General features: G+C 50.6%; 22 protein-coding genes and 1 pseudogene. 16 read left to right on the forward strand and 7 right to left on the reverse strand.

The genetic code is table 11. The annotated features are described in order from the left end of the window. The first annotated feature begins 107 nt into the window (after positions 1-107). Positions 108-1,250 carry a DUF6114 domain-containing protein gene (locus tag B9L19_RS04345; protein ID WP_025949496.1) on the forward strand — a complete coding sequence of 381 codons (1,143 nt, stop codon included), beginning with the start codon at positions 108-110 and terminating at the stop codon, positions 1,248-1,250. Between the two features lie 12 nt (positions 1,251-1,262). Beyond that, positions 1,263-2,411, forward strand: coding sequence for a hypothetical protein (locus B9L19_RS04350; RefSeq protein ID WP_047752654.1), 1,149 nt, complete (start codon positions 1,263-1,265; stop codon positions 2,409-2,411). A 207-nt stretch (positions 2,412-2,618) separates the two neighbouring features. On the opposite strand, the gene B9L19_RS04355 is transcribed toward B9L19_RS04350, so the two are convergent. Beyond that, the gene (locus B9L19_RS04355; protein WP_025949494.1) at positions 2,619-4,121 is read right to left on the reverse strand and encodes a response regulator transcription factor; all 1,503 of its coding nucleotides are present in this window, start codon (positions 4,119-4,121) and stop codon (positions 2,619-2,621) included. A 309-nt stretch (positions 4,122-4,430) separates the two neighbouring features. Between B9L19_RS04355 and B9L19_RS04360 the strand changes: the two genes are divergently transcribed. The 6 genes from B9L19_RS04360 to B9L19_RS04385 all read left to right on the forward strand — a co-directional run bounded on the left by B9L19_RS04360 (position 4,431) and on the right by B9L19_RS04385 (position 11,354). Continuing rightward, the gene (locus B9L19_RS04360) at positions 4,431-4,952 is read left to right on the forward strand and encodes a MogA/MoaB family molybdenum cofactor biosynthesis protein (RefSeq protein ID WP_025949493.1); all 522 of its coding nucleotides are present in this window, start codon (positions 4,431-4,433) and stop codon (positions 4,950-4,952) included. Positions 4,953-5,555: 603 nt separating this feature from the next. Continuing rightward, entirely contained in the window at positions 5,556-6,617 is a 1,062-nt protein-coding gene (locus B9L19_RS04365) for a threonine aldolase family protein (RefSeq protein ID WP_047752655.1), read from the forward strand. Beyond that, entirely contained in the window at positions 6,607-7,809 is a 1,203-nt protein-coding gene (locus B9L19_RS04370; RefSeq protein WP_047752656.1) for an MFS transporter, read from the forward strand. Before B9L19_RS04365 ends, B9L19_RS04370 begins: the two co-directional genes overlap by 11 nt. Continuing rightward, complete coding sequence (locus B9L19_RS04375; protein ID WP_047752657.1) at positions 7,806-9,035, forward strand: ATP-grasp domain-containing protein; 1,230 nt, start codon at positions 7,806-7,808, stop codon at positions 9,033-9,035. The genes B9L19_RS04370 and B9L19_RS04375 overlap by 4 nt, the downstream gene beginning before the upstream one ends. Beyond that, a complete protein-coding gene (locus B9L19_RS04380; protein ID WP_047752658.1) occupies positions 9,028-10,224 on the forward strand; it encodes an ATP-grasp domain-containing protein in 1,197 nt (398 codons plus the stop codon). The genes B9L19_RS04375 and B9L19_RS04380 overlap by 8 nt, the downstream gene beginning before the upstream one ends. A 23-nt stretch (positions 10,225-10,247) precedes the next feature. After that, the gene (locus B9L19_RS04385) at positions 10,248-11,354 is read left to right on the forward strand and encodes an ArsR/SmtB family transcription factor (RefSeq protein ID WP_047752659.1); all 1,107 of its coding nucleotides are present in this window, start codon (positions 10,248-10,250) and stop codon (positions 11,352-11,354) included. Positions 11,355-11,404: 50 nt separating this feature from the next. On the opposite strand, the pseudogene B9L19_RS04390 reads toward B9L19_RS04385, so the two are convergent. The 3 genes and pseudogenes from B9L19_RS04390 to B9L19_RS04400 form a co-directional block, all read right to left on the reverse strand. Continuing rightward, positions 11,405-12,436: pseudogene (locus B9L19_RS04390) on the reverse strand (acetate--CoA ligase); the annotation flags it as partial. A 66-nt stretch (positions 12,437-12,502) separates the two neighbouring features. Then, on the reverse strand, positions 12,503-13,429 hold the full coding sequence (locus B9L19_RS04395) for an iron-hydroxamate ABC transporter substrate-binding protein (RefSeq protein WP_025949491.1): 927 nt from the start codon (positions 13,427-13,429) through the stop codon (positions 12,503-12,505). 241 nt (positions 13,430-13,670) lie between these two features. Further along, entirely contained in the window at positions 13,671-14,006 is a 336-nt protein-coding gene (locus B9L19_RS04400) for a hypothetical protein (RefSeq protein WP_025949490.1), read from the reverse strand. 182 nt (positions 14,007-14,188) lie between these two features. Here B9L19_RS04400 and B9L19_RS04405 point away from each other — a divergent pair, with 182 nt between their 5' ends. Next, entirely contained in the window at positions 14,189-15,409 is a 1,221-nt protein-coding gene (locus B9L19_RS04405; protein WP_047752660.1) for an argininosuccinate synthase, read from the forward strand. A 46-nt stretch (positions 15,410-15,455) separates the two neighbouring features. Next, on the forward strand, positions 15,456-16,835 hold the full coding sequence (gene argH, locus B9L19_RS04410; RefSeq protein WP_047752661.1) for an argininosuccinate lyase: 1,380 nt from the start codon (positions 15,456-15,458) through the stop codon (positions 16,833-16,835). 68 nt (positions 16,836-16,903) lie between these two features. Here the strand turns inward: argH and B9L19_RS04415 are convergent, their stop codons facing one another. Beyond that, a complete protein-coding gene (locus B9L19_RS04415) occupies positions 16,904-17,350 on the reverse strand; it encodes a universal stress protein (RefSeq protein ID WP_025949487.1) in 447 nt (148 codons plus the stop codon). Positions 17,351-17,462: 112 nt separating this feature from the next. On the opposite strand from B9L19_RS04415, the gene B9L19_RS18955 reads away from it, so the two are divergent. From B9L19_RS18955 to ald, 3 genes are all read left to right on the forward strand, one after another. After that, complete coding sequence (locus B9L19_RS18955; RefSeq protein ID WP_167372767.1) at positions 17,463-17,603, forward strand: hypothetical protein; 141 nt, start codon at positions 17,463-17,465, stop codon at positions 17,601-17,603. Between the two features lie 96 nt (positions 17,604-17,699). Then, positions 17,700-18,464 (forward strand): SDR family oxidoreductase, encoded by a 765-nt coding sequence (locus B9L19_RS04420; protein WP_025949486.1) that lies wholly within the window; start codon positions 17,700-17,702, stop codon positions 18,462-18,464. Between the two features lie 88 nt (positions 18,465-18,552). Then, complete coding sequence (ald, locus tag B9L19_RS04425) at positions 18,553-19,671, forward strand: alanine dehydrogenase (protein WP_047752664.1); 1,119 nt, start codon at positions 18,553-18,555, stop codon at positions 19,669-19,671. Between the two features lie 348 nt (positions 19,672-20,019). On the opposite strand, the gene B9L19_RS04430 is transcribed toward ald, so the two are convergent. Continuing rightward, a complete protein-coding gene (locus B9L19_RS04430; protein ID WP_047752665.1) occupies positions 20,020-21,114 on the reverse strand; it encodes a M24 family metallopeptidase in 1,095 nt (364 codons plus the stop codon). A 139-nt stretch (positions 21,115-21,253) separates the two neighbouring features. On the opposite strand from B9L19_RS04430, the gene B9L19_RS04435 reads away from it, so the two are divergent. Next, positions 21,254-21,934, forward strand: coding sequence for a metal-dependent hydrolase (locus B9L19_RS04435; protein WP_047752666.1), 681 nt, complete (start codon positions 21,254-21,256; stop codon positions 21,932-21,934). A gap of 117 nt (positions 21,935-22,051) precedes the next feature. Beyond that, entirely contained in the window at positions 22,052-23,359 is a 1,308-nt protein-coding gene (locus B9L19_RS04440; RefSeq protein ID WP_011232223.1) for a CBS domain-containing protein, read from the forward strand. An 81-nt stretch (positions 23,360-23,440) separates the two neighbouring features. Here B9L19_RS04440 and B9L19_RS04445 read toward each other — a convergent pair whose 3' ends face one another. Further along, entirely contained in the window at positions 23,441-23,749 is a 309-nt protein-coding gene (locus B9L19_RS04445; RefSeq protein WP_011232222.1) for a YtpI family protein, read from the reverse strand. Positions 23,750-23,849: 100 nt separating this feature from the next. Between B9L19_RS04445 and B9L19_RS04450 the strand changes: the two genes are divergently transcribed. Then, a complete protein-coding gene (locus B9L19_RS04450) occupies positions 23,850-24,797 on the forward strand; it encodes a DHH family phosphoesterase (RefSeq protein ID WP_025949482.1) in 948 nt (315 codons plus the stop codon). Positions 24,798-24,875: the final 78 nt, after the last annotated feature.

Below are 24,875 nucleotides of genomic sequence, written 5' to 3' on the forward strand. Positions count from 1 at the left end.
GCCGTTGAGTCAAGGGGGACGAAAAGAGGGATGGCAGAGTGTTCAGCTTGCTCACCGCCGTCACTCGCCAAGTGGGAAGATGAAAACGGACAAAGGGAGGCAAGGCCATGAGAAAGACGTTCGAGATGGTGCAAGTCGCAGTCATTGGTGCGCTGACGGGGGCGTTTATCGGCGGAATCGTGCTCCAAGGGGGAATGGACGGAGCGCTGTGGGGGGGATCGGCGTTGGCGGCTGTTCTCGCGGCGGTCGTTTGGCCGCTTCTCGAACGCCCAACTGCTTTGATGCGAATGAAATATGGAGCAGCGGCTTTTTTGCCCGGCATGCTTGTGGGTGGGAGTCAATGGCTGTCGATGGGGGGGATCGGCGCAGCGGTGGGAGGGGTGGCGAGCAGCGCGCTGGCTGCTTTTTGTGTCTCGCGTCTCATCGGGAGCCACGAAGAGCGGGGTCGTTATATTCGCACGCGTTTTCATTATGTTTGGCTGTTTTTGGGCGGATCTCTCGCGACGTTCTTCTCTTTAAACGCCCTGTTTGCCGTTGAGAGAGCGGCGTCGTGGCAAACATGGGCGCGATCGATTCCCATGGCCGTCCAGTCCTCCATCGTTCTTGCCTTCGTGTTGCTTGGATATATGATTTGCATCGGCTGGAAAAAGAGAAAGACCGAGACATGGCGGCAAGCGCGGGCGTCTGCCCGCCGGGCGGGGGGAGCGCTGCTTATTGGGGGGATGTTGCTCATTGCTGCCGCTTCGATGTTCCATTACGGCCTTTGGTATGTTCACGATGCAGCCCGCTTTGTGGGGCCGCTGTTGTCGTATGCCTTAGGTTGGATGCTGCCGTGTACCGTCGGGTTTTTGCTTGCCGCCAACCGCCATCGTCCTGTATTAGGATCGGTGCTCGTGATGATTGGCGCGATATTCGTCTTGATCGTCGGCATCAGTGTGTTTCCGATGTTGCTGCTTCCCGGAAGCGGACTGATGTGGGCTGGGCTGGTGACAGGGCTGGTGATGATCGTTTTGGCCATTTTAAGCATCATTAAACCGCAAAGCCATGTCACCATCGGAAGCTTTCTCATTCTCGCTTCCATTCTGTCTTTCGTCGGTGCGGCAGGAGGCCTGATCATCGGAGGAATCATCGGGCTTTTAGGAGGAGCTCTTGTAGTCGGATGGAGCGGGAAGCAGACAGAAAAACAAGACGGCCATTCTTCACACCCCGCCTCGCCGCTCCCACCGCATTCGCCAACGATGACAGGATAAAGGAGGAACCCAATGAAATCCTTCAAATGGCTGAAACCGTCGCTTCTTGCATCGATGCTTCTCCTCTGCCTGCCGCTTGGCGGTTCGCGTTCGCTCGCCGCAGGGGAGGAACAAGGATTTGTCATTCATGCTGATAAAGTCGTCGGCATCTTCGATTTGGGGGGCATCATCCTTGGATCGCCGAAAGTGATCGTCGGCAAGCTTCCGATTGCTTTCATTCAAGCGGATATCAGCGGATTGTCAATGGAACGAGCCATCGACACGCCGCAAGGAACAATCGTGCTGTCGATTCGATCGGAAGGAACGGCGAGCGCCACTTGGATGAAGCTCGATGTGACGAAATTGAAGTTCGGGGGCCTTTGCTTGGATGGATTTCCGCTTAAGCAGTGTTTGAGGGACGTCACATTGGTGGCGACGAAGATGACGGCCTCCCGTCTCTCCATCCCTGGCATGTCGCTGTCGGCCTCATCTTCTGGCGCCGCTTTGGCACAAGCGGAACAAAGCGCGCTCGAACAAACCGATCTCGCGGAAGAAGCCGAACGGCTCATCTGGCAGCTGGATGAGCAAAAGCAAGGTGACAACAGCGCTGCCCGCATGGTCGAGACGCTGCAAGCAGACGTTCCAGCGTTGGAAAAGCGCGTCAAGGCTAGAATGGATGAATGGGGGGCGGTTGCCCAAAGGCTGGACGCTGCGTCGGCTTCCCTCCAACAGCTTGAACGAGCTATGGCGGGCGGACAAACAGCTGGAGGAGACGAGAGAGCGCAATATGAAGAAATGACGGTTCGATTGCAGGAGTGGAACGAAATGATCGGCCAACAAACGGCCGCCCTCCGTGAAGACATCAAGAAATGGAAGGAACTAGATGCTCTATGGAAGAACGCAGTCTCTTATGCAACAGAAACGCTGAAGCTTGGAGAACAATCAAAAGCGATGAATCTTCTTTCGGCTTTGCGCTCGTCGCTTGATACCGTCAACCAACAGCTTGATAAACTAGAAACGGATGGAACAGTTTGGCACAAAACGGCGAACGAGCTTGAACAGCGGCTAAACGCAGTGGCTGAATGGTTGAAGTCCAAACCGGCTGCCGAAGCGAACAGAACGGACGGACGTTCTCAGCCCCCGCTTCCTTCGCCGGGAGCAGATGAGGAAGGAAAACGATAAAGACATAGAAGGTTGGTAATGATAGAAAAGAAATGCTCTTCTTGAACTGCAAAACTCTACAACGCTTTTTTCACTTGAAAGCGACAAGTTCGCGCAATGGTGGTTTTTTCACCAACCTTATAGAAAACGAGAGGGCAAGGAGAGTTGGCATCCTTGCCCTGTTGGTGTGGACCGATTTCAGCAAGAAACGAGCATGCCGCCGCTGTGTTAAATGATTCCGTCGCGAATCGCTTTGACGATGGCTTCTGTCCTGTTTTTGGCGTTCATTTTTTGCAAAATGGCGGACACGTAATCACGCACCGTGTATTCACTCAAATGCAGCCGCCTCGCCGCCTCGTACGTCGACGCTCCTTCGGCGACGAGCTTCAGCACCTCGATTTCCCGCGGCGATAAATGCGGCGTCGGCTGAACGAGATCAGAACGCCCTCCGCTGCATTTGGCTAAAATCTCCCCTGCGCTTTGTCCGAACTTCATCACCGCCATGTAGAGGTCATTGGACAATTGAAAGAACGTCTTCGGACCGCAATCCAAAATGGCGGCCCCGATAAGCCGATTTTCCGATGGCGCGTAAATGGGGGCGATGACGATCGATTCCAGTTGAAACTGTTTGACGTATTTCATCGGCAATCCTTGCGCGGCATGGCGGACATAAATGGGCGGCACGTTCGTCATCTGGCGTCCGAGCAGCTGCAGTCGCTGGATGTATTGCTTAATGAACGGAAGGCTGTCGATGTGTTCGTGAATGCTTTTGATGTCATGATTGTCCAGCTGATAGCCGTACAGACCGAATCCGCTTTCATGAGTGCTTGAATAGGCGAACAGGGCACATCGTTCAAACGGCAAGTAAGCGACAAATCCGGTTGAAATGTACTCGATCGCTTGGTTCAGCGATTTAGCCCGCATAATCCATTGGTCAAACAACAAGACAGCGTCTTTCCAAAGATGCTGCTCTTTTGTGCGGATGGCAGCCTTCTGGGCGGCATGAAACTGTTCGAGGGCGTGAAGAAGAAACGGAGTGACGAGCCGATCTTCCCCTTCCGTGCAAACGAGCAGCAGATCGCCCCCCCATGGGAGCGGAATCAATCGCGTTCCGCTCGCATCGATGCAGGAAAGAATCCGTTCGCATAAAGCGAAAATCGTTTCTCCATACATCGGCTCTTCTGTGAGCGCATCGGCTGCGCTTCCATGCCATTTGGCGACGATGAATCCGCCGTCCGCTGTCCTTGCCAGCTGGGCGATCCATGCGATTGGCAGCTGCTTGGATGAAACGATTTGCGAAAGAAACCGCTCCAAATCGAATTCCGTGCTGACAGAAGCATTGACGAACTCATGAAGCTTGGAAAAAACGTACTGAACGGCTTGATGAGCGCGAAATTCCACAACACCGTCCGATTGGATGGCTTCGTGAACTGCGTTTTCCATCATCGATAAAATGGCGGTGGACTGGTTGGGTGACAGCTCTCCGTTTCGCTTTTCCCACTCGCGGTGAAATGACGCCAGCCATTGATCGATATCATTCACGGGATCAAGCCATTGCGAAGAGAACGACTCAACGGCAAGCCGCAAAGGATGAGCGGCAGCGTGCTGTTTGTCCTCCAGTTCACGGCATTTGTCCAGCCAAGCGGATAAAATGTCGTCGCGATGTTTCCGAATCATCTCCCATCCTTCTTTCAAAATGGCGTCCAATCGGATTGACAAGTGCAAGTCCATTCGTTTTCCCTCCTTAAGTTTTTTTGCCTTGTTTTTTGTCCAAACGATATCATCGCTTCCGTTTCGTGTATCGATCGTTCCATACAATTGGGCGTCATGGGCGTCGGATGTTGATTGATGTCTGGAGAGAAAAACAAGTGCAACGATTTCGAAAACAAGAGAAACGGGATGTGGAAAGTCCTGTGATCATCGTGGCAATCTATATTAATAATATTATAACAATTCTGTCTATTATGGCACAAATGGTTTGCCAACTGTATTTCCGTTGTGTACGATAGAGATAAAGAAACGAAAGGGGATCATAAACGGATGAGCACGACCGAACATAAACAAGAAGCCCCCAAAACCGTCCGCTGCAAAATCATCACGATCAGCGACACACGGACGGAAGAAACCGACCGAAGCGGCCGGCTGATGATCGAGCTGCTCACCGAAGCCGGACATGAGGTCGTCGGCTATGAGATCGTCAAAGACGATGCGGACGCCATTCGCGCGGCGGTGCTTGACGGCTGCCGCCGCCCTGACGTCGATGCGGTGCTTACAAACGGCGGCACCGGCATTGCCAAGCGCGATGTGACGGTCGAAACGGTCGGTGCGCTGCTCGAGAAAGAGCTCGTCGGCTTTGGCGAGCTGTTCCGCTTCTTAAGCTATACGGCAGACATCGGCCCAGCCGCCATGCTGTCGCGCGCTGTCGCCGGCGTGGCGATGGACACCGCCGTCTTTTGCACCCCCGGCTCCACCGGCGCCGTGCGCCTCGCGATGACGAAGCTTATTTTGCCGGAGCTTGGGCATGTGGTGCGGGAGATTCGGAAGGATAGGGCGCCTCGTTGACGAAAAGAGAACATAAGCGAAAAAGGGGCTGACCCAAAACGCATTCGCGTTTTCGGATCAGCCCCCTTTCATTCATCAAGCCCTGATGCATTTTTCCCTTTCTTGATTGCGCAAGATGAAGCGCTGGATTTTGCCGCTCGGCGTTTTCGGCAGTTCGGCGACAAATTCGACTTCTTGTTCTTATACATCCTACGATTTAGCTTCTTTACAAAGACAGCAAATATTCATCTGATTACCATTTGTTCCCACGTGTGGGGTTTGGAGATTTTCTCAAAATCCCACGGTGTTTTATCAATTTATGTTTTCTTCCACAATTAAAGAGTGAATATGATTCGTTTACAGTTTAGTAAACACATGATTCATCATCACAACATGTATTTGATAAGCAAGATTTTGTATTGTATCGCCATGTATTCCAAAGATCAATTTGCTGATTTTTCCTTAACTAAACGGAAAGGTATGTTTTGAAAGGATCAGGTAACACCTTTTGGTGAAGAGTCGAACACATCTTTTTATTCTTAATGTTGACAAAAAAATGGATTAATAGTAATATTAATTACGTAATTACGTAATTACGTAATTACGTAATTATAGGGGGGTTCGATGATTGACTTGAGAAGTGATACATTGACTTTGCCTACAGAGGAAATGAGGAATGTTATTGCTAATGCATCGGTAGGTGATGATTGTTATGGAGAGGACAGCAGTGTTATTGAATTGGAAGAATATTGCAAACAATTGTTTCATGTGGAGGATGCTCTGTTTGTTCCGACAGGTACAATGGCTAATCAATTGGCTATAAAGTCACAAGTAATGGAAGGGAATGAAGTGATTACAGAAACAAACTATCATATAAACTTTTACGAAAGCGCTTCGATTGCCATGTTAAGTAGAGCCGTTTTGCATACATGCAGAACAGCCGATGGGATCCTAAGGGTGGAACATGTTGAGGAGTTAATTCATTCTAAACCTAGAGGTCCTTTTTACGCTCACCCTCAATTAGTTTCCATTGAGAACACCATTAATTATTATCAAGGGAAAATATTCCCTCTGAAAGTAATTGAGCAACTATATGGGTTTACGAGAGAGAAGAATATATCTTTCCATATGGATGGAGCAAGGTTGTTTAATGCACACGTAGCAACAAACATTCCATTAAGGGACTATGCAAAATTTGTGGATTCACTTAGTGTATGTTTTGCAAAAGGACTTGGTGCTCCATTTGGGTCGATGCTTATGGGAAGAAAAGAAGTGATCAGCAAAGCTAGGATTTACAGAAAACAATTTGGAGCCGGATTTCATCAAATAGGCATGTATGCAGCTGCGGCACTGTATGCTTTAAAACATCATATATCCCGTTTGCGTACAGACCATCTGCTTACTAAAAAATTAGCAATGATGTTATCGAAAATCGATGGGCTGTATGTTGATCCTCATGCTGTTGAAACAAATATGATCTTTTTTCATGTGAATAACTTTCATATAAGCTCATTTGAGTTTGTCGATAGGTGCAAGAAAAAAGGCTTGCTTTTATTTCCTTGGTTACCTGATGAAGTAAGGATTGTGGTTAGTAGAAATGTTAATGAAAAAGATATAGATGAAGCAGCTACTATTATTGAAGCAGTATGCAAAGAGTTGAGGAGAGGGGTCATGTATGTTTCCTAAGGTGAATGAGGGAATTTTGACGTTTGGCATCAGGGTTTTCAATTCCGTTGGTTTTTTTTTGTATGTTCCGTTGCTTTCTTTATGGCTAGTGAAAATGAAAGATCTGGATATTACGGAAACCAGTTTGGCAGTGGCGGCATTTACGTTTATATCGAAGGCGGGGAATGTGCTGGTTGGGGGAGTTGTCAACAAGTTTGGGATCAAAAACAGTCTTATTGTTGGTCTATGGGGATCCGCTTTGTTGCTAACAATGTTAACGATCATTCACTCTTATACATTGATATTCGTGATCGTGTTGCTATTGGGGATATCGATCTCGCTTTACAATGTAAGCTTGAAAACACATATTTCCTTATTAGAGGAAAATGAGAGGCTGCAGGCTTTTGCGTTATTAAACGTTGCTGTCAATGTCGGTGCTTCCATTGGTCCTTTCCTAGGTGGATGGTTGCTGGACTGGAATTCTCTTGGGATCGTCATTGCGGCCATTGTTTGTTATGTTTTGGCCGGGGGGGTTTCGTTGCTATTGCCTCGGATCACCATTGAGGATGCAGAAAAGGGAATCAATATCGTACAATTTGTGAAAAACAGCAGATCGGACCTGCATTTCTTTATATTTATAAGATTTATTGCTTTTTCAGGGTTATTTTGGTTTTTGTACACACAACTATTTACCACTTTTCCTGTTGTTGCTTCTCAACATTTTTCAGGAAAAACGATTGGGTTGTTTTTTACGGTGAATGCGGTGACGATTATCGCACTTCAAGGTTTCTATCCAAAAATACAGCCGAAATGGAAAATGGAGTATTGGTACGCGCTGGCTTTGGTGCTTATCACTGCATCTTATTTCTTGCTATGGATTTCACATCATTTTTGGATCATCTTTGTTAGCGTGATCCTATTCAGTATCGCAGAAATCATTTGGGTTCCTACAATTGATCATCAGATTGTAGAAAAAAAGGGGGTGTTAAGTTCTTCATGGGCCTTCGGAATATCAGGGGTGCTTTGGGGAATGTGGGAGTCTATCGGTGGATTCGTCGGTTTGAATTTATATCAGTATGTTGGACATCAAACCTTTTTCTACTTGACCATGATAGGCATTGTGATTTTTATTGGCTATATGTTTCAGCTGCCATATAGAAAAATGTCTTTCTTCACGAATAAAAATCAAGTAGAGAGAAAGGACTGTCGATGATGCACTTGCTATTTGTCGAGACGAATACAACAGGTACCGGTACGAAGGCGATGAAAATCGCTAAACAACTAGGTTATAAAATCCATTTTTGGACGATGGACTTAGAACAATATAACGCCATGACAGATAACCATCCGCTGAACTTCGCTGATCAAGTCGTCATCATCAATACGTATGATACGAATCGAATGAAAGAAGAACTGGCACGCTCTGAGGTGAAATTTGCCGGAATCCTCGCTTTTGATGATTATCACTTGATTCCAGTTGCTGAATTAGCGAGTTATTTGGGAGTGAGGGGTCACGATATCGAAGCATTGAAAAGGGCTCGTTATAAACATATAATGAGAACTTATCTAAAAAGTCAACATTTTAGAGAGTTTTTGCAACCTGCTTTCCATATCATCCATCATCCTGACGAAATCATAAATTTGGAGATCTCGTTTCCTTGTGTCATCAAACCTGTAGATGATAGTGGAAGTAATGGGGTGACGATTTGTCAAAATCGTCGTAATTTAGAACTGTCCCTGCGCCACGAATGGCAAAGACAGCGTAATGAACGTGGATATGAACTGGCCAGGAAATGGCTGATTGAAGAATGGATTGAAGGACAAGAATTTTCAGCCGAGATGTTATACACAGTCGATGGCTGGAAATTAATATCCGTTACGAAAAAAGAAACGTACGGTCCTCATGCCGTTGAATGTGGACATGTAACGGGTCCGAAACTAAATCCTTTTTCCGATTTAGAAGAAAGATGCAAAAAACTGCTGGACTTATTGGGATTAAACTATGGAGCGGCTCATATAGAATTTTTTGTTCGCGGAAACAACTTATATTTGGTTGAAGTCAATCCTAGACTGGCTGGTGACTGCATCCCCGAATTAGTAGAATTCGCTACAGGGGTGGATATGGTTAGACATGTTGTTTTACAATCAATCGGGACAAATGAAGAGGTAACGATCACTAGACAACGCTATGCCGCCATTAAGTTTGTCCTGCCTGTTGAACAGGGGATATATCAAACGGTTATGGGAATGGAGGAAGCGCAAAAAGTAGCAGGAGTAAAAAGGATCAGTATAGGGAAGTTGCCGTTTAAGGCGAATGGAATTAAAAGCAGCTACCAAAGGTTAGGGTTTGTCATGGCAGAAGGCGATAGTATGGAAAATGCGATCTCCTCGACACAAGAGGCGATGGATCGATTGGAATGGAGGATTGTACATGAATAAATACATCATCATTTTAGGGGCAAGCCGTTATGGAGCGAAAGCAGCATTTCAATGTGGCCTCAAACCCATTATTGTCGCGGATCGGTACTCAAGCATTGATAAGGAAATAGCGCAGTTGGCCGAAGTTGTATTTTATGTTCGTGACATTGCAGAGAAAACAGAGGTGTTTTGTACTGTTGAGAAAATCATGAGTTTATATCAAACAGTGGAGCTCGTCATAAGCTTTACAGAATTAGGGCTAGAGACGGCTGCTTATATTAGTGAAAGGTTGCGATTACCGACGAATTCGTTCGAAACGGTCGTGAATACGAGGAATAAAGGATTGATGCGCCAGATTTTGCAGAAGGATCCGGAATTACGATTAGACGTTGTGAGTGGCAAGGTATCTGTTCTTCCTAAACAGTTTCCATATTCAAGTCCGGCCATCATCAAACCGGTTGACGGATTTGGAAGCAAAGAGGTTGATTATATTTCCAATCAACAGGAGTGGGAAAAATGGTTAAAGAGAAATCAAGATCATCCTCACGATTGGATCTTGGAGCCGTATATTAAAGGTCCGGAATATAGTGTGGAGACGGTATCTTGGAGAGGAACCCATTTCATTTTAGGAATAACCGAAAAACAAACAACCGGAAAACCTCATTTTATAGAGACTGGACATATTGTGCCGGCGAGACTGGAACAACAGAAAGTCAAACGAATCGAACAAGTAGTGATGAAAGCGTTGCATTTGTTGAATGTCCAATATGGACCAGGGCATATTGAGATCAAATGGGATGTGGAAGAAGATAAACCAGTGGTGATTGAAATGCATACGAGACCAGGGGGAGATTTTATCCCTTATTTACATCAATTAGCATCTGGTTTCAACCAGTATGAGTTAGGAATTTTATCTTATATGAACCAAATGCCGCCTGATGTAAAACCGATTTATAAAAAGGCAAGCCTTGTCAAATTCTTTATGTTTCCAGAGGGTATGTTGCGACAAATCTCTCTTAACACAGAAGTCAATCGAGAATATATCCGGGATTGGGACATCTACTATCAAATAGGGGATCATATAAAGAAAACGGTGGACTCTTATACGCGCTCCGGTCATGTGATTGCTTGTTCGTCGACAGTTGAAGAATGCCAGCGGTTATGCGACAATTTTGTTGATCAGTTGAAGTATCAAATTGTCCAAGAATAAAAACAGAAAGTATGGGATGTCGAATGGCTGTATATACGATGGAAGAAGTGAATCATCATTGCAAAGTTGAATTTTCGATCTCCTCTTTATTTGAAATGATGGCGTGTTTAAGGAAGTGTTATATTTCATCAGGAAAAATGGGGGGCAATCTTCGTTTTCCAATTGCTCGTTTTCAACAGTTTTTCCGGGAACATGAACTGTTGATGAAAAAATTTTACAGCCAGTATGAGTATGGGGCGCAGCTTGCAGAATTTTTGGTTGATTTGCCTGTCCCTCATACCTTTTCTCAACTCATGGCATATATCGACCAGGTGTCCCCGTATGAGTTTTTGTATTATTTATTTGGTCGTTACTTGTCTGAAAAGGAGATCGAGATTTGTCTAACGCAAACTGCTTCTCCGTTCGATGAAATTCGCTCGAAAATCACATCATTGGGTGGATTTGTGAATGCCGAACAGCTTGAATTTGCGCAGAACTATGAGCAATATTTGCAGGAACTGACCTATCTCTGGGAACATTTTTATCAGCAATGCTATGCCCATATTGAACCAATCTTGTCCCCTCTTTGGAATCAAGCGAATGAGCGATTGAGAGCAGAACTCAACCAGTCGGGGATTGAGAAAATCGTTCGAAAACTATTGTACGATTACCCAATCCCAGAACAGTTTCCGACGAAGGAGACGAAGTTGATCAAATTGTACCCCTCGTATTTTGTGTCACCGAAATTTATTTTGATTTGGGGGCTCGGTGAACTCCATATCGTGTATGATATAAGGCATTATATAAAAGACGACGAGCTTTCTTGGAATGGAAATGGGATGAAGCTGCGATATGATGAAGGGCAACTTCAGTATGTTGCCGATATTGCCAAATCATTGTCTGAAATTGTTCGAGTAAAAATATTGTCATTTATTGCAAATGAAGAAAACATAAAGTTGCAGGAGATGGCGGATCAGTTAAATATTACAGTTGCCACCGTTTCGCGCCATTTAAATCTCTTGAAGCAATCCAATTTGATCAAGGAGCGGAAAGAAAACGGTTATCACCTGTATGAGATCAATGAAAAGGAAGTGAAGAACTACTGCTCTATTTTACAGAAGATCTTCAGCATTGGAAACGATAAGACATGATAAGACATAACAGCCAAGAGGATGCCCACTACGGCATCCTCTTTTATTCATCAATCCCTGATGCATTTTTCCCTTTCTTGATTGCGCAAGATGAAGCGCTGGATTTTGCCGCTCGGCGTTTTCGGCAGTTCGGCGACAAATTCGACTTCGCGCGGGTATTCATGTTTGGATAAGCGCGTTTTAACGAACAAGGACAGCTCTTCGGCCAGCTCGTCCGACGGCGCAAAGCCTTCTCTGAGCACGACGAACGCTTTGACGATTTCCCCTTTGACGGGATCCGGCCTCCCGACGGCGGCTGCTTCGACGACAGCCGGATGCTCAAGGAGGCAGCTTTCAATTTCGAAAGGCCCGATGCGGTAGCCAGCGCTCGAGATGATGTCGTCCGCCCGTCCTTGGAACCAGAAATACCCGTCTTCGTCTTTTGTCGCCAAATCGCCGGTCAAAAACCAAGGGCCGACAAGCCGTTCGGCGGTTTTTTCAGGGTCTTTCCAATACCCCTTAAAGACGTTGGGAATCGAGTCGGTGTTAAAGGCAATTTGTCCGACCTCGCCGTCGGCGACTGGGGTTCCATTCTCATCGAGCAGCGCGACGTCAAAGCCCGGCAGCGGCCATCCCATCGAGCCTGGCCGGATTTCCATCTCGGCGGCGTTGAAGTTTCCGATCAGCATCAACGTTTCCGACAAGCCGTAATGGTCGTGGATCGTGACGCCCAAATGCTCTTGGAAAAAGCGGATGACTTCCGGATTGAGCGGCTCGCCCGCCGAGCTCATGGCGCGCACGTTCAGTTGATAGCGGCGAATGACGTCCACGCCGGCCGCCGCCATCGCCCGATACGCGGTCGGGGCGTAAGCAAAGTTGGTGACGCCGTACTTTTCCATCAAGGAATAGCACGTTTCTGGTTGAAACGGCTCTTCGTAAAAGACGATCGGCACGCCAAAGGCCATCGGCGCAAAGGTGCAAAAGACGAGCCCGTACGCCCAGCCCGGATCCGCCCCGCCGAAAAAGACATCGTCATCGCGCAGGCCAATCGCATAGCGCATATACGGATAAATGTTGATAAGCACGTTGTGCGGCCACATGGAAATCGTTTAAGAAAGGGGATAGAATGAGAAGAGGAGCCCGTCGACTTGGGAGCTCCTCTTGTTCTCTCATGAATTGCCGAGGAAAAATGTTTTGAATTCCTTCAGCAAATATTCCATTGTAATCGGATCGCTGTAAGTGATCGCGTTTGTATTCAATTCAAGAACGCGGCCGTTTTTGACGGCGGGCAAGTTTTTCCAGATTTGAGTATTCATAAATGAAAGATCGCCTTGGCTGTATTTGCTTAAAATGATGTAATCGCCGGCGAATTCAGGAAGCACTTCGACAGACAAGGCATAGTAGCCGGGTCCGAGCGCTTTTTCTTTCACTTTTTCCGGCATGTTCAATTTCATCGTTTGGTATAGAAGCTCCGTGCCGCGAGCCCAATTGTTTCCGAAAACGTACAGCTCTTTTTGCCCTGTTTCGATGACGGATACGGTCGCGTTCGGGCCGATTTTTTCTTTAATGGCGTTTCCAGCTTCTTCAGCTTGTTTTTTGAAATGGTCCACCCATTCGCGCGCTTCTTTTTCTTTGTTGAGCAGTTTGCCGATTTCGATTTGCTGTGACAAATAATCGAGTTTTCCCCATGTATAGACAACGGTTGGAGCGATTTTTTTCAATTTGTCGAGATTTTTCGTCGTCGGCGAGGCGATGATTAAGTCCGGTTTCAATTGGACAATCGGTTCAATGTTGTCCTCGGACACGACTTTGATCCCTTTCACTTTTTCTTGAAAAAGAGGATTCATGGCCGTCCATTGGTCGATGCCGACGATGTTTCCTCCTAGGGCAATGACGTTCGGACCGTTTGTCAACGTGACAATTCGCTTTGGATGGGCTGGAACTTCAACAGGACCGGTTTCGGATTGGTACGTGACCATTTTGGGCTGCTCAGGCTGCTGCTTCGCTTCTTTCTTGCCGGATGTCTCTTGGTGTCCGCAGGCGCCAAGAAGAAGGAATAAACAAAGCATGAATGCGGAAGTCAGTGCTTTTTTCAACCAAATGCCCCTTTTTTGTTTCTTTGCTGTCTGCCCAAAAGGGACGGGAATCCACCCTCTTGGACAACTCATCAGCATTTTATCAATATTGATAACCATTGTCAATGAAAATGATAATAAATATCAATAAGAGAGCAATCGTCTTTTCGATGGCTTGTGAAGAAGGGGGTACATCCATATGGCGAAGGAAAGCGCCGCCATGCTCGAAATAGGCGCAGCTGCCCATTTTAACGCGGATACCTTATGGGCGGCGTACGGGAGTGGAGGTTTTGGCAGGCGCTGAAACGGAAGGAATCGTTCGATACCAAATCCATAAATCATTCACGATCGAAGCGAGCTCGGCGATGTCAGCATTGAGCCGGCAGGAGCGTTCAAAATCATGCTCTTCGCCGAGTTCGTCTTGTTTTTGGTTGATTTCCCGCTCCAAAACAGCGATGCGGTCGGGGATCATGCCGCGGATCGCCTCCCACTCAAGCAAAATCGCCTCCTGCTCCTCGGCGCTGTAGTCTTCCCAATGTTTGTCCAACTGCGGCACGCGGATGCCGAGCCGCTTGTCATCGATGAAGATGCCGTTCATTCTCTCCGCCTCCTTTTCTCCTAAATTATACGGAACCTTTCCGCATATCGGCGAGGAATTTTTATTCTTTTTGTTGAATAAGTATTGAAAAATCACAGGAAAGCTGATAAAGTGATAATGTGTTCGATTTGAATATTTATTTATAATTAAGTATATTTATGTGACAGGAGAGGAGAACGACCATGGCAAATCCAAAATTGGTGTTGGCCTACTCGGGCGGTTTAGATACATCGGTGGCGATCAAATGGCTCCAGGAGCGCGGATATGATGTGATCGCGTGCTGCTTGGACCTTGGGGAAGGAAAAGACCTTGATTTCGTGAAAGAAAAAGCGCTCAAAGTCGGCGCGATCAAATCGTACGTCATCGACGTCAAAGACGAGTTTGCGAACGACTATGCGCTCATCGCTCTGCAAGCAAATGCGCTGTATGAAGGAAAGTATCCGCTCGTCTCGGCGCTGTCGCGTCCGCTCATTGCGAAAAAACTCGTTGAAATCGCCGAGCTCGAAGGCGCGGTGGCGGTCGCCCACGGTTGCACGGGGAAAGGGAACGACCAAGTGCGCTTTGAAGTGTCGATCAACGCGCTCAATCCGGATTTGGACGTTATCGCCCCGGTGCGCGAGTGGAGCTGGTCGCGCGAGGAAGAAATCGAATACGCGAAACAGCACGGCATTCCGATTCCGGTCGACCTGGACAGCCCGTTTTCGATCGATCAAAACTTATGGGGCCGCAGCAACGAGTGCGGCATTTTGGAAGACCCGTGGGCGGCGCCGCCGGAAGAGGCGTATGAGCTGACGGCTTCGCTTGAGAACGCGCCGGATGTGCCGGATGTCATCGAGATCGGCTTTGAACAAGGCGTGCCGGTGACGTTAAACGGCAAGGCGTATCCGCTCGCGCAATTGATTTTGGAGCTGAACGCGTTGGCCGGCAAGCACGGCGTCGGCCGCATCGACCACGTCGAAAACCGCCTTGTCGGCATTAAGTCGCGCGAAGTGTACGAATGCCCGGGGGCGATCACGCTCATCAAAGCGCATAAAGAGCTCGAAGACTTGACATTGGTGCGGGAAGTTGCGCACTTCAAACCGATCATCGAGCAAAAAATCGCCGAAGTCATTTACAACGGCCTGTGGTTTTCGCCGCTCAAAGACGCGCTTGTCGCGTTTTTGAAAGAAACGCAGAAAAACGTCACCGGCGTCGTGCGCGTGAAGCTGTTTAAAGGCCATGCGATCGTCGAAGGGCGCAAATCGCCGTTCTCGCTTTATGATGAAAAATTGGCGACATATACGTCAGAAGACGAGTTTGACCATCAAGCGGCGGTCGGGTTCATCTCGCTGTACGGCCTGCCGACGAAAGTCAACAGCATCGTGAACAAGCAACACAAAGCATCGGTATCGGCCGGCCAATAAACTAGGAACAGGAAGGAGGAAGTCGCATTCCTCTGCGGCGAGATTCGTGAAAAAACTTTGGGGCGGACGATTTACGAAAACAGCGGAAGAATGGGTCGACGAGTTTGGCGCGTCGATCCCGTTCGACCAGGAGCTGGTGGAAGAAGACATCGAGGGCAGCCTTGCCCATGTGACGATGCTCGGCGAGTGCGGCATTTTGCCGGCGGAAGACGTCGAGAAGATCAAAGGCGGACTCCTGCGGCTGCTGGAAAAAGCGAAGCGGGGGGAACTCGAGTTTTCCGTCGCGTATGAAGACATTCATTTAAACATTGAAAAAATGTTGATCGACGACATCGGCCCGGTCGGCGGCAAGCTGCACACTGGACGAAGCCGGAACGACCAAGTGGCGACTGACATGCATTTATACTTGCGCAAGCGCGTCGAAGAGATTCTCGGCCTCATCCGCGCGCTGCAGCGGGCGCTTGTCGCTCAAGCCGACAAGCATGTCGACACGATCATGCCCGGGTATACGCATTTGCAGCGGGCGCAGCCGATTTCGTTTGCCCATCATTTGCTTGCGTATTTTTGGATGCTCGAGCGGGACTATGAACGCTTTTCTGAGTCGCTGAAACGGATTAACCGCTCGCCGCTCGGCGCCGGGGCGCTCGCCGGGACGACGTTTCCGATCGACCGGCAGCGGACGGCGGAGTTGTTGGGCTTTGCCGATCTTTACGAAAACAGCCTCGATGCGGTGAGCGACCGCGATTTCATCATCGAGTTTTTAAGCAACAGCTCGATGCTCATGATGCACCTGTCGCGGCTCGCTGAAGAGCTCATCCTTTGGTCGAGCCAAGAGTTTCAGTTCATTGAGCTCGATGATGCGTTTGCGACCGGCAGCAGCATCATGCCGCAAAAGAAAAACCCGGACATGGCCGAGCTCATCCGCGGCAAAACCGGCCGCGTGTACGGCCATTTGATGGCGCTTCTCACGGTGATGAAAGGGCTGCCGCTCGCCTACAACAAGGACATGCAAGAAGATAAAGAAGGCATGTTTGATACAGTAAAGACGGTCGTCGGGTCGCTGAAAATTTTCACCGGCATGATTGAAACGATGAACGTGCGCACAGACGTCATGGAGCGGGCGACGAAGCAGGACTTTTCGAACGCGACCGAGCTTGCCGATTACTTGGCCGCGAAAGGCGTCCCGTTCCGCGAGGCGCATGAGGTCGTCGGCAAGCTCGTGCTGCTTTGCATTGAGAAAGGCGTCTTTTTGGCCGACTTGCCGCTTGAGGTGTATAAAGAGGCGTCGCCGCTCTTTGACGAAGACATTTATGACGCCTTGAACCCGCGCACGGCCGTCAACCGCCGCAACAGCGCCGGCGGCACCGGTTTTGCCGAAGTGCGCGCGGCGCTGGCGAAGGCGAAACAGTTGCTTAGCACCCCGTAACGGCGGGGGATTTTTTTTGGCATTCACCGGCGGCACAGAGAATGGATGCATTCGTTGGGCGCGGAAGGCTATTCTTTCGGCGTCCTGACCACAAGCACATCGCATTTCGCATGGCGGACGATGTTTTCGGAAACGCTGCCGATCAAGAGCCGCTCGACCGCGTTCAACCCGGTCGCCCCGCAAACGATGAGATCGGCTTTGTATTTCGGAGCGACGTCTTTAGCGATTTTCACTTTCGGCGAACCGAATTCGACCGCGATGTCCACATCGCCGAGCCCGGCGGCGATGGCTTCATTTTTATACCGTTCCAGAAGTTCGTTCGCATATTGCTCCGACCGTTCGGCGAGGGCGTAGTCGTGCGCTTCCACGGTTGTGAGCCCGCGCAAATCGATGATGTGAGACAAAATGAGTTTCGCTCCGTTTCGCTTGGCGATTTGAACCGCTTTTTTGAACGCCCATTCCGCTTCTTTCGAGCCATCGACGGCGACGACGATCGTTTGGTAGGTCATCGTCATGTTCTCCACTCCCTTTGGATAAAAATGTTATCTCTATATATAGTATACCCTCGCTGAACTGGCGGGAAACTAGACCATATATTGAGATTTTGTGAAAGAAGGAGGAAGGGCGATGGAAAAGCGGTATGACGGCTGGCAGTACGAGGAGGAAGAAGTGAGGACGATCACCGAACAAATTACCGAATCGTACGAGAGCGGCATCATTGACGATGACGAATCGTATTACGACCCGCGCCGCGAAGTCGGCGAATAACCATGGCGCCCATGCGCTATGGTTATTTTTTTGTATTCCCCCTTGTTTGTAGTAAAGTAAAAATGAGACCGCAAATCGCGACGAGGAGGGAGAAGGGTGCGGCACGCCTTGATTACGGCCGGAGCGAAAGGATTGGGGAGAAAAGTGACCGAGTTGCTGCTTGAGAAAGGCTACTCGGTGACGGTGAACTACCGGAGCGATGAGCAGGCGGTGCGCTCGCTTGCCGAGAAGCACCGCGGCGCCGCTGACCGCCTCCAGTTTGTGCAGGGAGATGTGACGGACAAAAACGATTTAGCGGCGCTTGTGGACGCCGCCATGGAGCGGTTCGGCCGCATTGACTGCCTCATCAACAATGCAGGGCCGTACATTTTTGAGCGGAAAAAGCTGGCCGATTATACAGAAGACGAATGGTACGAAATGATTGAAGGCAATTTGAGCTCGGTCTTCCATTTAGTGAGGCGGACGATCCCGATTATGCGAAAACAGCGGTTTGGCCGCATCATTACGTACGGATTTCAAGGAGCGGCGGACGCCCCGGGCTGGGTGCACCGCTCGGCGTTCGGCGCGGCGAAAGTCGGGCTCGTGTCGCTGACGAAAACGATTGCCTTGGAGGAAGCGGAATACGGCATCACCGCCAATATGGTGTGCCCAGGCAACATTGTCGGCGATATGAAAGAGGCTGGGATCGCCGACGCCCGTGCGAGAAGGGATGCGGAAACGCCGGTCGGGCGCCCGGGAACGGGGGAGGATATCGCCCGCGTCATCGCCTTTCTATGCGAGGATGACTCGGATTTCATCACTGGCGCCGTCATTGACGTCACCGGCGGAGCGAACGTCATTTACCGCCACCTTTTCCGTTGAGAACAGCGCCTCCTCCTTTTTCGTTTGCATTTGCCCGAAACGGGGCACAATAAAAGACGAAGCGGGAAGGAAAAAGGAGGAAAACGTGATGAAGATCGGCATTCCAAAGGAGATCAAAAACAACGAAAACCGCGTCGCCATCACCCCGGCCGGCGTGATGACGCTCGTCAAAGCGGGGCATGACGTGTATGTGGAGACGGAAGCCGGCGCTGGGTCGGGTTTTTCCGATTCCGAGTATGAAAAAGCCGGGGCAGTGATCGTGCCGAACGCGGAAGATGCCTGGACGGCGGAGATGGTATTGAAAGTGAAGGAACCGCTGCCTGAGGAGTTCCGCTATTTTCGCCCCGGATTGATTTTATTTACGTATTTGCATTTAGCCGCGGCCGAAGCGCTCACGAAAGCGCTCGTCGAGCAAAAAGTGGTCGGCATCGCTTACGAGACGGTGCAGCTGGCGAACGGCTCGCTGCCGCTGTTGACGCCGATGAGTGAAGTCGCCGGCCGCATGTCGGTGCAAGTCGGCGCCCAGTTTCTCGAGAAGCCGCATGGCGGGAAAGGCATTTTGCTTGGCGGCGTGCCCGGGGTGCGGCGCGGCAAAGTGACGATCATCGGCGGCGGCACAGCGGGGACGAACGCGGCGAAAATCGCGGTCGGCCTCGGGGCGGACGTGACGATTTTGGACATTAACGCCGAGCGGCTTCGCGAGTTGGATGACTTGTTCGGCGACCAAGTGACGACGTTGATGTCCAACTCGTATCATATCGGCGAATGCGTGCGGGAATCGGATTTGGTCGTCGGCGCCGTCTTGATCCCGGGGGCGAAAGCGCCGAAGCTTGTGACGGAAGAGATGGTGCGCTCGATGATGCCAGGCTCGGTGTTGGTCGATGTCGCCATTGACCAAGGCGGCATTTTCGAAACGACCGACCGCGTCACGACGCATGACGATCCGATATACGTCAAGCACGGCGTCGTCCATTACGCCGTCGCGAACATGCCGGGCGCTGTGCCGCGTACGTCAACATATGCCCTTACGAACGTTACGATCCCATACGCCTTGCAAATCGCCAACAAAGGCTACCGTGCCGCGTGCTTGGATAACCCAGCGCTGTTAAAAGGGATCAACACGCTCGACGGGCATATCGTGTACGAAGCGGTCGCGGCCGCGCACAACATGCCGTATACGGATGTTCATTCGTTGCTGCAGGGATAAAACCATGAAGATGGAGCCGCCTTGATGGCGATGAGAAAACAAAGCTGTCCGAATCGGCTTGGGGATCCAGCCGGTGGACAGCTTTTTTGATGCGCTCATTCGCGGCGGCTTTTGCCAATGGCCTCTCTCGGTGAACTACCCACCACCTACACTTCGCTTAGGAGGGCTTCAAGCGACTTGTGTATGTTCGCCGAACGGTAAGCCACACACAAGAACCCTTTACGCTTCCCTTCGTTCCGAAGGTGTCCGTTCTAACCAGATTGTATCGTATTTATTGGCTAAAGCCAACCGACATTCATTTCCCACTTTCACTTTGCTTAGAAGTGGGAGACTTCTTTCGGAAAGATGTTAAACAATGATCAACTCCTTCGAAAACGACGTCAACACCTCAACCCCATGATCCGTGACCGCGACGTCGTCTTCAATGCGCACGCCGCCGATGGATGGGACGTAAATGCCCGGTTCGATTGTAAACACCATGCCGGGGGCGAGCGGTTCGTTGTTGGCGCCATGAAGCGATGGGTATTCGTGGATCTCGATCCCTAAGCCGTGCCCGACGCGGTGGGTGAAATAGTCTCCGTAGCCGGCTTGTTCGATGACGTTTCGAGCGGAGCGATCGATCTCCTTCATCGCCGTTTGCGGGCGGCAGGCGTCGATCGCCGCCTGCTGGGCGCGCCGAACGGTATCGTACATGAGCCGCTGTTCGTCGCTTGCCGTCTGACAGACGACGGTGCGGGTAATGTCGGAGCAATACCCATCGACGATGACACCCAAATCGAACAGCACGAAATCGCCTGGTGCGACCGCCGCCGTTCCCGGCACGCCGTGCGGATCCGCTGATTTGGCGCCCGCAAGCACGGTCGTGGGAAACGACATCCCTTCAACGCCGAGTTTTTTCAGCTCATATTCAATCACGGCGACAAGTTCGAGCTCCGTCACGCCCGGGCGGAGGGCCGAGACGCCGATTTCGATCGCTTTGTCGGCCAGTTCCGCCGCTTGGCGCAACACCTTCATTTCCTGCTCATCCTTGATCAGGCGAAGCTGGCGCAGCCTTTCTTCGGCGTCGTGCCACTTGGCGTTTGGAAACAATGCCGAGAGACGCTCGAAACGGGCGAACGACAAATGGTTTTTCTCGATGGCAATCAAGCCAGGTTTTGCGCCGCGCGCTTCGAGATGGCGCCCGATCTCTTCCCATGGGTCGGCGCTGTCGTCGTAGCCGATGACCGTATCCCCAAAGCCGCTCCGGCGGGCGCGCGGGACTTCCATTTGCGGACAGACGAGCGCGGGCTCGCCGTCAGGGAAGACCAAAAGCGCCAGCAGCCGTTCGTGCGGGTCGCACCGAAATCCGCTCAAATAAAACACGTTCGCGCTTGACGTGATGAAGGCGAATGAACTATGTTGTTGTTGAAGCCAAGAGGAAAATGCTTGCAGCCGTCGGTTCATCGTTCCCTTCCTTCCTTTTTTCGTGATCGTCCATTTTGAGCGTATCAAGAAACGGGCCGTTTGTAAATGGACAGGAGGGAAAAGAAGGAAATGGATGGGTGGCGGCGAATCATGTGTAGTGGAAAGGAGAGATGTGACGATGAAAATCAGCTACCATGGCCATTCGGTCGTCCGCATTGAGACGAACGGAAAAACGATTTTGATCGACCCGTTCATCACCGGCAATACGACGACTGATTTGAACGCGGCGGATGTGAAAGCGGATGTCATTTTGTTGACGCACGGGCACGGGGATCATGTCGGCGATACGGTTGAAATCGCCAAGCGGAACAACGCCCTTGTCGTGGCCACATTTGAGCTGGCGACGTATTTAAGCTGGCAAGGCGTCGAGACGTTTGGCATGAACATCGGCGGGGCGCGTGAATTTGACTTTGGCACGGTCAAGTTCACGCAGGCGTTCCACAGCTCCGGGTTTGTGACGGACGACAAGCAAATCATTTATTTAGGCATGCCGACCGGCATTTTGTTCACGGCCGAAGGCAAAACGATCTATCATGCCGGCGACACCGGGCTGTTTTCCGATATGAAGCTGATCGGCGAGCGCCATAACATCGATGTCGCCTTTTTGCCGATTGGGGACAGCTTCACGATGGGGCCGGAAGACGCGGCGGTCGCCGCCGAGTGGCTCGGGGCGAAACTCGTCGTGCCGATCCATTACAACACGTTCCCGCCGATCGTCCAAGACCCCGAACGGTTCGTCTCGCTCCTTCCGCCGGGCGTCGGCCGCGCGTTGAAACCGGGGGAAAGCATCGAGCTGTAACAGAGGCGCCCTTCCCGCTTTGGGAAGGGCGCTTTCTGATGGCCGGCGCGACCGTTGAATCCCCGACGCCAGGCCCGTTATAATGAAAGTAACAAATGCGTAAAGGGTGAAGAACCGTTGGCGACAAAACACGAGCAAATTTTGGAATACATCCACCGGCTGCCGATCGGCGAGAAAATTTCTGTCCGGCAGATCGCCAAGGAAATGGGCGTAAGCGAAGGGACGGCGTACCGGGCGATCAAGGATGCCGAGAACAAAGGGTATGTGAGCACGATTGAGCGCGTCGGCACGATCCGGATTGAGAAGAAACGGAAGGAAAACATTGAGAAGCTTACGTATGCCGAGGTTGTCAACATTGTGGACGGCCAAGTGCTTGGTGGACGTGAAGGGCTGCATAAGACGCTCAACCGCTTTGTCATCGGCGCCATGCAGCTGGAGGCGATGATGCGCTATACGGGCGCAGGGGATTTGCTTATCGTCGGCAACCGGACAAAGGCGCACGAGCTGGCGCTTCAGGCAGGGGCGGCCGTGCTCATCACCGGCGGGTTTGACACAGCCGACCACGTGAAAAAGCTCGCCGATGAGCGACAGCTCCCGATCATTTCGACGAGCTATGACACGTTTACGGTCGCGACGATGATCAACCGGGCGATTTACGACCAGCTCATCAAAAAAGAAATTGTGTTGGTCGAGGATATTCTCATTCCGCTTGACAAAACAGCGTACTTGCGTGTCCATGATCCGATTGAGCGGTGGTATGCGTTGAACAAAGAGACGCGCCATAGCCGGTTCCCGGTCGTCGATGATGAGCTGAAAGTACAAGGGGTTGTGACGGCAAAAGACGTGCTCGATGTCGACCGGCAGCTGCCGATCGAAAAGGTGATGACGAAGCAGCCGATTACGGTGAACGGAAAAACGTCAGTGGCGTTTGCTTCTCACATTATGGTATGGGAAGGAATTGAGCTTCTTCCGGTGGTGGATGACTATAACCGGCTGCAAGGGATCATCAGCCGCCAAGACGTGTTAAAAGCGCTGCAAATGGCGCAGCGCCAGCCGCAAGTCGGCGAGACGATCGATGATCTCATCACCGCCCAGTTTCGTGAGTCAGGCGACAAAGAAACGCTGTTTCGCTGCACGATCACGCCGCAGATGACGAACTATTTAGGGACGCTCTCGTACGGCGTGTTTACGACGATCGTCACTGAAGCGGCGGCGCGCATGCTTCGCGCGTATAAACGCGGTGATTTGGTGATGGAAAATATAACCATTTACTTCATCAAGCCGGTGCAAATCGACAGCACGGTCGACGTGCGGGCAAAGCTTTTAGAGCTCGGACGCAAGTTCGGGAAAGTGGATGTCGAAGTGTATAACGAAGGCGATCTTGTCGGCAAAGCGATGATGATGTGCCAGCTGATCGACCGATAAACGGTAAAGGAAAAAAGGATATCCACTTCCTTAGGAACATCCTTTTCCTTTATCGTTGGTCGGCGCATACGCCAAACGGCATTACCCTTGTTTTGCCGCTTCCTTTGCCTCTTCGACCGCCTGCGGCAGATAGCAGCGGTAGGCGCGGTAGCCGGCCCAAACGCTCCCGAAGCCTAAGGCGATAAAAATGGCGCAGATGATATAGGTCACGGTTGTCTGATACAAAAACAATTGGTTGATCCCGAACAAGGCAACGAACAGTCCAAGCGCCATGCTCGATTTCGCTGAGAGAAAGCGGCGTTCCATCGGACGCTGGGAGCGGACGTAGCGGATTTTATAATAGACGTAAAACGAAAAGGAAAATATAATGAAAATAACCAAGGCTGGCATGGTTGGGTCCCTCCGTTGTTCATTTCTTTTTTCATTGTACATAGAAGCAGGGAAAAATGCCAGCGGTTGAATATGACAGGTGACTAAAGGGGAAGAACGAATGAAACCGGTTCATCAACAAATTCTTGATGCCATTCGTGAATTTGACACGATCATCATCCACCGCCATGTTCGCCCGGACCCGGACGCGTACGGGTCGCAAGGCGGGTTGGCAGCGTTGCTTCGGGCGTCGTTTCCGGAAAAACGAGTGTATGCGGTGGGGACCGATGACCCATCGTTATCATTTTTACGACAAATGGATGTCATTGACGATGGCGTTTATGAACAGGCGCTCGTGATCGTCTGCGATACAGCTAATGAGGAGCGGATTTGCGACAGCCGCTATCGGCTCGGGCGAAAGCTCATTAAAATTGACCATCACCCGAACGACACGCCGTATGGCGACATGATGTGGGTCGATACCGCCGCTAGTTCGACAAGCGAAATGATTTATGAGTTTTATCTGGCGGGAAAAGAGGAAGGGCTGACGATGACCGCTGAGGCGGCGCGTCTCATTTACGCCGGCATTGTCGGCGATACGGGCCGCTTTTTGTTTCCGCGCACAAGTGAAAAAACGTTCCGCTACGCTGGGGAGCTCATTTCGTACGGCTTTTCGCTGACGGAATTGTACGACGGATTGTATCGGACGAGCTTGCCGCTCGCCCGCTTAAGCGGTTATGTGCTGTCGAACTTTATGATCGAGGAAGGGGTGGCGGCTGTGAAAATGCCGCGGGCGCTGCTTGAGGAATACGGCGTCACCCCGCTTGAGGCGTCGCAGCTCGTCAGTTTGCTCGGCAATATTGACGGCATTGTCGCTTGGGTGTTTTTCATTGAGGAAGAACGGGAAATCCGCGTCCGCTTCCGTTCCAAAGGGCCGGTCATCAATGTGGTCGCCAAACGCTACGGCGGCGGCGGCCATCCGCTCGCGGCCGGTGCGTCCATTGCTTCTTGGGAGGAAGCGGATCGCGTGATTGAAGACGTAAAAGCGGTCTGCCGGGCTGAGCGGTGACGGAAACGGGTGGTGTTCAAAAGTTGTTGTTTCAAATGAAGCGTCAGTTGATAGGAGAAGGCGTCCCGAAGGCTTTCG

The sequence above is a fragment of the Geobacillus thermocatenulatus genome, assembly GCF_002217655.1.
In the GTDB taxonomy this organism is placed as follows: domain Bacteria; phylum Bacillota; class Bacilli; order Bacillales; family Anoxybacillaceae; genus Geobacillus; species Geobacillus thermocatenulatus.

Excerpts from the sequence above, each read along its gene's own strand:
- B9L19_RS04345 (WP_025949496.1), top strand. The coding sequence starts at position 108 with ATGAGAAAGACGTTCGAGATGGTGCAAGTCGCAGTCATTGGTGCGCTG.
- B9L19_RS04350 (WP_047752654.1), top strand. The coding sequence starts at position 1,263 with ATGAAATCCTTCAAATGGCTGAAACCGTCGCTTCTTGCATCGATGCTT.
- B9L19_RS04355 (WP_025949494.1), bottom strand. The coding sequence starts at position 4,121 with ATGGACTTGCACTTGTCAATCCGATTGGACGCCATTTTGAAAGAAGGA.
- B9L19_RS04360 (WP_025949493.1), top strand. The coding sequence starts at position 4,431 with ATGAGCACGACCGAACATAAACAAGAAGCCCCCAAAACCGTCCGCTGC.
- B9L19_RS04365 (WP_047752655.1), top strand. The coding sequence starts at position 5,556 with ATGATTGACTTGAGAAGTGATACATTGACTTTGCCTACAGAGGAAATG.
- B9L19_RS04370 (WP_047752656.1), top strand. The coding sequence starts at position 6,607 with ATGTTTCCTAAGGTGAATGAGGGAATTTTGACGTTTGGCATCAGGGTT.
- B9L19_RS04375 (WP_047752657.1), top strand. The coding sequence starts at position 7,806 with ATGATGCACTTGCTATTTGTCGAGACGAATACAACAGGTACCGGTACG.
- B9L19_RS04380 (WP_047752658.1), top strand. The coding sequence starts at position 9,028 with ATGAATAAATACATCATCATTTTAGGGGCAAGCCGTTATGGAGCGAAA.
- B9L19_RS04385 (WP_047752659.1), top strand. The coding sequence starts at position 10,248 with ATGGCTGTATATACGATGGAAGAAGTGAATCATCATTGCAAAGTTGAA.
- B9L19_RS04400 (WP_025949490.1), bottom strand. The coding sequence starts at position 14,006 with ATGAACGGCATCTTCATCGATGACAAGCGGCTCGGCATCCGCGTGCCG.
- B9L19_RS04405 (WP_047752660.1), top strand. The coding sequence starts at position 14,189 with ATGGCAAATCCAAAATTGGTGTTGGCCTACTCGGGCGGTTTAGATACA.
- B9L19_RS04415 (WP_025949487.1), bottom strand. The coding sequence starts at position 17,350 with ATGACGATGACCTACCAAACGATCGTCGTCGCCGTCGATGGCTCGAAA.
- B9L19_RS18955 (WP_167372767.1), top strand. The coding sequence starts at position 17,463 with ATGGAAAAGCGGTATGACGGCTGGCAGTACGAGGAGGAAGAAGTGAGG.
- ald (WP_047752664.1), top strand. The coding sequence starts at position 18,553 with ATGAAGATCGGCATTCCAAAGGAGATCAAAAACAACGAAAACCGCGTC.
- B9L19_RS04430 (WP_047752665.1), bottom strand. The coding sequence starts at position 21,114 with ATGAACCGACGGCTGCAAGCATTTTCCTCTTGGCTTCAACAACAACAT.
- B9L19_RS04435 (WP_047752666.1), top strand. The coding sequence starts at position 21,254 with ATGAAAATCAGCTACCATGGCCATTCGGTCGTCCGCATTGAGACGAAC.
- B9L19_RS04445 (WP_011232222.1), bottom strand. The coding sequence starts at position 23,749 with ATGCCAGCCTTGGTTATTTTCATTATATTTTCCTTTTCGTTTTACGTC.
- B9L19_RS04450 (WP_025949482.1), top strand. The coding sequence starts at position 23,850 with ATGAAACCGGTTCATCAACAAATTCTTGATGCCATTCGTGAATTTGAC.